This is a genomic window from Lactobacillus gallinarum (assembly GCF_002160635.1).
Taxonomy (GTDB): Bacteria; Bacillota; Bacilli; order Lactobacillales; family Lactobacillaceae; genus Lactobacillus; species Lactobacillus gallinarum.
On the sequence record NZ_NFKZ01000053.1, the window covers coordinates 1 to 6,865 of the forward strand.

The 6,865-nt window shown below is 36.3% G+C and carries 4 protein-coding genes and 2 pseudogenes; 3 read left to right on the forward strand and 3 right to left on the reverse strand.

Going from position 1 to position 6,865, the window contains the following annotated elements; translation table 11 throughout:
• Window positions 1-166: 166 nt before the first annotated feature.
• Together B5E95_RS10025 and B5E95_RS10030 are read right to left on the reverse strand one after the other, a co-directional pair.
• The gene (locus B5E95_RS10025; RefSeq protein ID WP_087176920.1) at window positions 167-697 is read right to left on the reverse strand and encodes a hypothetical protein; all 531 of its coding nucleotides are present in this window, start codon (window positions 695-697) and stop codon (window positions 167-169) included.
• A 56-nt stretch (window positions 698-753) separates the two neighbouring features.
• Entirely contained in the window at window positions 754-1,398 is a 645-nt protein-coding gene (locus B5E95_RS10030; RefSeq protein WP_087176921.1) for a nitroreductase family protein, read from the reverse strand.
• A gap of 133 nt (window positions 1,399-1,531) precedes the next feature.
• Between B5E95_RS10030 and B5E95_RS10035 the strand changes: the two genes are divergently transcribed.
• Window positions 1,532-2,464 carry a 2-dehydropantoate 2-reductase gene (locus tag B5E95_RS10035; protein ID WP_087176922.1) on the forward strand — a complete coding sequence of 311 codons (933 nt, stop codon included), beginning with the start codon at window positions 1,532-1,534 and terminating at the stop codon, window positions 2,462-2,464.
• Between the two features lie 140 nt (window positions 2,465-2,604).
• Here the strand turns inward: B5E95_RS10035 and B5E95_RS10040 are convergent, their stop codons facing one another.
• Window positions 2,605-3,654 carry an IS30 family transposase gene (locus tag B5E95_RS10040; protein WP_087176923.1) on the reverse strand — a complete coding sequence of 350 codons (1,050 nt, stop codon included), beginning with the start codon at window positions 3,652-3,654 and terminating at the stop codon, window positions 2,605-2,607.
• A 298-nt stretch (window positions 3,655-3,952) separates the two neighbouring features.
• Between B5E95_RS10040 and B5E95_RS10045 the strand changes: the two are divergent.
• A pseudogene (locus B5E95_RS10045) lies at window positions 3,953-5,355 on the forward strand (IS3 family transposase).
• A gap of 146 nt (window positions 5,356-5,501) precedes the next feature.
• Window positions 5,502-6,768, forward strand: a pseudogene (locus tag B5E95_RS10050) (ISL3 family transposase).
• Window positions 6,769-6,865 lie beyond the last annotated feature (97 nt).

Below are 6,865 nucleotides of genomic sequence, written 5' to 3' on the forward strand. Positions count from 1 at the left end.
TCTGTGCTATGCCTTATTTGTTGTACGAAAAAAGCACCAATTTAACCAATTAAATGTTAAATCAGTGCTTTAAAAGTCTAATATTAATTGTCAATGTCTTAACTTAATGACATTGGATTTAATCTGACTATGTCTTTTTAAAATATTCATTAAAATAAGATTTCTATTACTTAGCAGCCTTAGCTAAAGCCTTGGTCTTGAATGCATAAGCGCTGGCATGTTGATCAGCACCAGTAGCAATCTTCAAAGCCTTCACCTTTTTACCTTTAACAGTTCTGGTTACAGGGATGTAGTAAACACCATCACCAGCCAAGTTAACCCAATTGTTAACGTTAAAGCCCTTCTTAAAGTTATAAGCTGCATAAATATTCTTCTTCATAACCTTCTTGATAAAAGCATTACGCTTCTTTGAAGAAACATTATATACATTCTTCTTAAAGAATTTTTGTGAAGGTACATACAACTTATCTTTGTTAGCAGTGTGAGCAGTAATTTTCAAAGTATGAATGGTCTTTTTATCACTGCTGAACTTGTCAGTTTCACGATAGTACCAAGTTCCCCGAGTTGCCTTAGGTGTTGTATATTTACGAGCAATGCCATATTGACTAGCTGCATAAACATTTTGACTTTGCATCCCTACAAAGAAAATGCTAAAAAATGCAACTAATGACATCAAAAACAAATATCTCTTCCTCATAATAGATCCCTCCTACTATTAGTCTTTTCATCATAAAAAAGTTTCTATATAAGCAATTATTCAAAATCAACTAAATCTGAAATTTGATATCTAGTCGTAGCAATCTCAGGCTCAGCCTTTGGATCATGCTTACCAACCGCAATTGCCATCACCGGAACATACTGCTTAGGGTCAAGTCCCATTGTGGCTGCAGCTTTAGTTGAATCATAACCGGCCATTGCATTAGTATCATAGCCATGCTCACGAGCTATCAACATAAACTGCATTGCAGCAAGTGAAGTATCAACCATTGAATCAGCAACTAACATTTCCTTTGGTGCTTTTTCATATAAAGGCATAAAAGTATTTAAAGCCGCATCCATAGCTTCCTTAGTTACCTTTTTGGCTTCATACATACTATGCCATAATTTACTATACTTTTTAAAAGCCAAAGTATTGCCAAAGAATAGAACAATTGCCGAACTTTTATCGATCTGTGGGAAGTTAACCTTCATAAAATATTTATGCAGTTTTTCTCTTCCTTTATCTGTATCAACAACCACAAATCTCCAAGCCTGTAAGTTGAATGCAGATGGTGCCGTGATGGTTTCTTTAAGCATTTCAGTCATTTCTTCACGACTAATTTTTACTGAAGGATCAAATCTACGTACAGAATGTCTTCCAGTTAAAACATCATGAAAATCATTATTAATAATAGCCATAATAAGCCTCCAAAAATATGATACCGTTTACACACTTTAATAATAACTTATTTATAGCATTCTTGTCAATTGCTAATTTATCTATTTCAGCTTATGCTGAAAGCGATTACTAATTATTTAGGAGGCTAAATTTATGAAAATTGTAATTGCTGGAGCTGGAGCTATGGGCTCAAAGTTCAGCTGGCATTTAAAGAAGGCTGGAAATGACGTTACTTTAATCGATACTTGGGACAGAAACATTGCCGCTATCCGTGAAAATGGCGTGGTCGCTAGAGTTAAGGACGAAGAAATTGCGGAAAAGATGCCAATTTACCGTCCTGAAGAAATCGATGAGCAACATGAAAGCGTTGATCTGTTAATCGTCTTTACCAAGTCAATGCAGTTAGAAAATATGTTAAACAGTCTGAAGCCAGTCATTAGCAAAGATACTTATGTGCTCTGCTTGCTTAATGGCTTAGGTCACGAAGATGTGCTAGAGAGATTTGTCACTCGCGATCACATCATTATGGGTGTCACGATGTGGGCATCAATGATGACGGCTCCTGGCCACATTACTTTCGCCAATGACAATGGTAACGTCGAAATCCAATGTCTTGATCCTAAGGGTAAAAATGAAACTAAAGAAATCGTCAAGATTTTGAGTGATGCTGGTCTTAACGCCAGCTACAGTGAAAATGTAATGTATTCAATTTGGCGCAAAGCTTGCGTAAACGGTGTGGTTAATGCACTATGTGCTCTGCTTGGTGCAAACTGCAAAGAGTTCGGTCATACTAAAGAAGCTGATGAACTAACCAGAAATATTGTGCAAGAATTTGCAGATGTTGCTCAATATGAAGGAGTAAACTTAGATCGTAGCGAAGTCATTCAACATGTTGAAAGTTTATTTGATACGCCACATTATCCTTCAATGTACCAAGATCTGGTACAAAATAACCGCCCGACAGAGATCGATTACATTGATGGAGCCGTTTGGCGCAAAGGATTAAAACATAGTGTGCCTACACCATACTGTGCATTCATTACTAGATTAATCCATGCTAAAGAAGATATCCTCAAAGTTAAATAATTTATGATCACAAAAATTTAAGCACCAATAGCTATCTCAAGTATAGTTATTGGTGCTTTCTTTATATATTTTATTAGTAATATATAATATATTCATTAATATTTTTTCGTAAATTGCAATAATAACTTGAACACTTTTGTTTAGGCTGTTTGATAGATGCGATCTAATTCTCTTTCAAAGATTTCATCTGGTGTATGATAAGCCAAGATCTTTCTTGGCAATGAATTGCACCAAGTTTCAATGTCAATGATTTGTTGGAGAGAGTAGTTATGAATATAGTCACCTTTAGGAATGAATCTGCGAATAAGGCCATTATACCTCTCTACAGTGCCTTTATCACAAGAAGTATATGTATGAGCATAATAAACTAGTGATTTGGAAATATCTTCCAGCTGAGATAGATCCGCAAATTCAGAACCATTATCAGTCGTAATAGTTTTAAAGATATCGTTCCAATGCTCGCTGTATTGCTTGCGCAGACTTTTAAAGACATTCATTACACTGACAGCTGTTTTATCTGGGATTTTAATAATTAGGAACTCACGGCTCATGCGTTCAGACAAAGTTAGCAGCACTTCGTCGTCCTTGGTCTTATGGCCTAAAACAAGATCACATTTCCAATGCCCAAACACATCACGCTTATTAACTTCCCGTGGTCGTTGTTCAATACTGCAGCCTAGCTTCTTCTTATTTTTACGAATGCGATGAATTTTGGTATTGCGCTTGAGTTTCTCTGGCAAATCATAGTTATGGATGTTTAACAAGCCTTGATCGACATAATTATAAAGCGTCCTGGTGCAGACAATATCGTTGCTGGCAAATTCACCTACAGCAGTGCAGCGATTACTGCAGGCGTCGAGCGACCAGCCATCTTCAAAAAAGTGCTGTTGGACGTAATCAATAAACTTATGCTTCTTAAGAAAATCCGATTTGCGTCCACAGTATCGACGATTGTTTTGATAAACACTCTGACCTTGTTGGGCTTTATAACGTTTAACTTTACCGTGATACAGCTTAACGGCTCCTCGTTTGATCTCATAGTAAATTGTACTAGGGGAACAGCCAATTTCTCGAGCGATGGAACGCAAAGAACAATGATCTTTCAAACGAGTTTGAATAATAACCCGCTCTTCAAGTGATAGATGTGTTCCTTTTTTACGCTTGTCCGTGATAGAATGTAGTGAGTCCATTTTGACCTCCATAGATGTTTTTGTGGTTATTAACATTCTATCAAACAGGTCCAAATGGACTTTTTATTTTCTATCAAGTGTTCAATTTAATTTTACAATCGGCGACAGTTTTTTTGCATAAAAAAGGAGGACATAGTCCCCTATAATAAAAAATCTATCCTACTAAACATTTTATAAATAAAGGTGTGTTTCTATGCCCTCTTTTAATAATTGTATTAAATTTGATCTTGATATTAAAGAAAAAGAACCAAACTGTAGTGACCCTCGAAATTCGGACATGAATCTCGAGGGTTTTACTATGTCTAAATTAACTAAAAAGGATAAAAGTCATATTTTTGAAGAATGGACTTTAGAAAATAAACGTGGAACGTACTTAAGTAAGAAATATGGTATCAGAAGAGAAAAGGTAAATTATCTAATAAATTTAATTAAAATTCATGGCTTATCAGTACTTGATAAATCTTATACGCATTACTCAAAAGAGTATAAAGAACATGCCATAAAAAGAGTGCTTTTAGGAAATGAATCGATTAATGCAATAGCACTTGATCTAGGTTTGCCTGGTAATGGTATGTTAAGCAATTGGATTCGCTCTTACAAAGAAAATGGATATAATGTCGTTATCAAGAAGAAAGGACGACGAATCCATGAGCAAGAAAGAGTTAAACGAATTAGAACGGCTCAAGCAAGAAAACGCCAAGTTGCGTCGCCAGAATTTAAAGCTTACTGTCGAAAACGCATATATAAAAAAATTGGATGCCTTGGTTCAAAAAAGAAAGAGCCAACCAAAACAGAAATAGCACAAGCTGTTACCGAATTGAGGCATGAACTGGGGCTCGCAGTAAAGAAGATCATTGAAATTATTAACGCTAATGAAGATCTGCCGCACATCTCGCGCAGTAACTACTATGACGTTTATACTCGTGAGGATAAGGATCAAGTTCATCATAGTGATGTGATGATGCGCATTCGGGAGATCTATGATGAGATTAAGAATCGTTATGTTGCCCCAGGTTATCGTCGTATTACACATATTTTGCATCGTGAAGGCTATCAGATTAATCGTAAAACTGTTAATCGTTTAATGCGCAAAATGGATTTGTACGGTTATGTGATGAAGCGTAGACATCCATATAGCAGCTATCAAGGAGATATTAAAGGCAGAATCAAACCAGACTTAATTAAACGCAAATTCTTTGCTTTAAGACCGAATATGAAATGGTATACCGATATTACCGAATTCAATCTAAGGGGTAAGAAACTCTATTTATCACCTATTATTGATGGCTGCGGACGTGATATCGTTGCTTATAATATTTCTCGTCATCCTAATCTGAAACAAGTGATGTCAATGTTGGATGATGCTTTTAAAACTAATCAGGCACTAAATGGTTTAATCTTTCATACAGATCGAGGCTGGCAATACCAACACAATGCTTATCAACATGAACTAGCTATTCGCGGTATTGAACAAAGCATGTCTAGAGAAAAGGCTGTTCTCCAGATGATGGCTTAATGGAGGGCTTCTTTGGCATTCTCAAACGTGAAATGTTCTATGGTCAGGAGAAGAAATATGCTTCACTTGACGAATTAGAGCAAGCTATCAGAAAATATATAGACTATTACAATACGGAAAGAACTAAGGATAAACTAAAAGAACTTACTCCGATAGAATATCGGAATAAGTCCTTAGTCGCATAATATCAATAAAGTGGCTCTATGATAAATCCTGTTGATAGATTTCTATGATATTCTATCAATGGGATTTTTTGGTAGAAAAAAGAGGCATAAGCCTCACTACATAAAATCCTTTGATACCACTCTTTAGAAATTAAGGTGTTTTGCTTATGTCCTCATACAATGATTGTATTAAATTTTCTCTGAATATTAAAGACCCACTGTTAGAATTCTTTGGATATTTCAATTGGAAAGTATCGTAATCGCGATGCAAAGTTTTACCATGCAGTAGCTCATCTAGATCAATGTCTTAATTGTGGCTCAACTAATATCGTCCACAATGGTCATTTATATTCTAATGTGCGCTATCCTGCTTTAGATGCTAGCTTGCCTGTCTTTATCAGAGTAGCCAAGCAGCGAGTTATTTGTCGCGATTGTCATATGAATTCAATGGCTGAAACGGAATTAGTAGAAAAATACTGCTGTATCTCTAACGCCACTAAACGTAAAATTATTGGTTCTCTAACTGAAGATTGGTCCATGAAAAGCATTGCCAGACAAACTTCGACCTCAACCAACACTGTACAGCGCGTATTGGAGCGATACGGTTACTCTACCGTTGAAGATACCGATTGGCTGCCAGAATACTTAGCCTTTGATGAATTCAGAGGCGTTGGCAGACAGCTGCACTTTATCGCTATTGATGGTCATACTCATAAAATAGTTAAAGTGCTGCCTACCAGACTTAAGAAAGATATCATCAACTACTTCAAACGTTTTCCTCTTACGGTAAGAAACAAGGTCAAAACTGTAACTATGGATCTTAATTACTACTATGACATCATGGCTAAGGAGCTTTTTCCTAATGCTCAAGTAATTCTTGACCGTTTCCATATCGTTCAAATGCTCAATCGTTCTTTTAATTCTTGCCGTATTCAAGAAATGAAGAAGCACAAGAAAGGCGCCAAAGAATATAACCTGCTTAAATATTATTGGAAACTGTATCTCAAACCATTTGAGGATCTTGAAAAAGTAAAGCCGTACCATCAACCAAGGCTAAAGGATACTCTGACTCAGGAACAAGTTGTAGCTGATGGACTCAGACTAAGTCCCGAGCTTGAGAACACCTACAATCTTATGCAAGATATCAGTAAAGCTTTAAGAGATAGAGATACCGATAAGCTCAAAGATTTAATCAAAAGCAAAGATCACGTTGGCAACATGATGCATACTACGTTGAATACTTTCAAACGAAATCTTCATGATATTCTCAACGCTGCTAAGTTTGATGAATCTAACGGCTGTCTTGAAGGTACAAACCGCAAGATTAAACAAATTGAGCGTACTGCTTATGGCTACGCTAATTTTACTCATTTGATAACTAGAATTCAGTTAGAAGAAAAAGGTGCCATTATCAATAGAGTAGAGGGAGTTTAATTCTCGCCCCTCTCATTGCACCGGACGTACGGTTCCGTATCCGGCGCTACATTTGTAATTCTTTACGAGATATATAATATTCTAGCGGATCGACCAA